This window comes from Prevotella sp. 885, assembly GCF_002265625.1.
Lineage (GTDB): Bacteria > Bacteroidota > Bacteroidia > Bacteroidales > Bacteroidaceae > Prevotella.
In genome coordinates, this window is record NZ_NOVE01000127.1 from 1 (window position 1) to 1134 (window position 1134).

Annotated in this window: 1 pseudogene; it reads right to left on the bottom strand. The window is 50.8% G+C overall.

Annotated elements, in window-relative coordinates:
* Positions 1-148 precede the first annotated feature (148 nt).
* Positions 149-1134: pseudogene (locus tag CHL74_RS15400) on the bottom strand (DNA primase); the annotation flags it as partial.

Here is a 1134-nt window from a genome sequence, read left to right on the forward strand (position 1 = left end):
ACGGAGTACATCGCAGAGGATGGCCATGTCTTCCGCAAAATAAAAACCGCCGAGACGATGCAATCGCCCCGGCAGTCCACCTGATTATGATACCTATTGAAAAGAAATATATTCGTAGTAAGCTACCACTTTTAAGAGTAAAAAGCCCTTAGAATGGCTCGTCGCTGTCGGATTGGTCAGGCGCAGTCCACAGACTGATGCCAAACGTCTCGCAAAGCAAGTCATAGTCAAAGCAGTAGGCACGTTGTGTCATAGTAAGTTTAGGAGGCGTGCTACCCATAGCAGCCCTGGTATGGTCGTACTGGATGATGCCCTTCTTGTACACATCAAATCGTGCCACCTTTTCGCCCAGGTAGGCACGGCTGTTCTGAAGATAGTATTTCAACGCATCCGTAGGCAGCACCTTCTCGTTAGCCTGTCGTCCCTCCTTGCGGTAGAGGTTGAAGATACGAGTTTTCTGCAGGAAGAGCACCGGACGTTCAGACTGCCAAGTGGCATTGATGATGTCCGTCTTGAACTTGCTGCAATAGCGGATGAAGAAGTCGCCACCCTCAATCAGTTCGCCGTCGCTTGCGAGATACTGCACCACGTTCCAGAAGTTGCCCAGCTCGCCGTTAGTCTTGCACTCACCATTCTGCTTCTTTATCCCCTCGATGGTGACTTGCAGCATCTCATCGAAAGTCAGCGTAGGGATGATCTTTTGTAGCACCCGAAGCGCAGCCAACGGCACACACCAGTTGTTCATGATACGATCCTCACCCTTTTCGCCACCGAGAGCGTTGCCGACGATATTCTGTGTATCATGGAACGCCGTAGACCATGCCTGTTCAAAGTGCTTGCGCTGTTTGAGTATTTCGAGAGTCAGGTGTGTAAGACCCAGTGAGCGCATTTCGAGCAGCACCTTATAATTCTGCTTCTCCTTATCCGAGAACTCGCTTCGAGGGAACTGCAGGAAGACGAGTCGGGTAAAGAGAGCGATATCCGATGTCGGCATCTCCTGACCAGAAAGGATGATGCCGGAGTCAACGGCAGTCGTCTCCTTCTTCTTGTCAAGATCCATATTCATGCGAGTGCGACCGGTGCCGTCCCACAGACCCTTCAAGAACTCAATCATCTTCGGGTCGATATCATTCT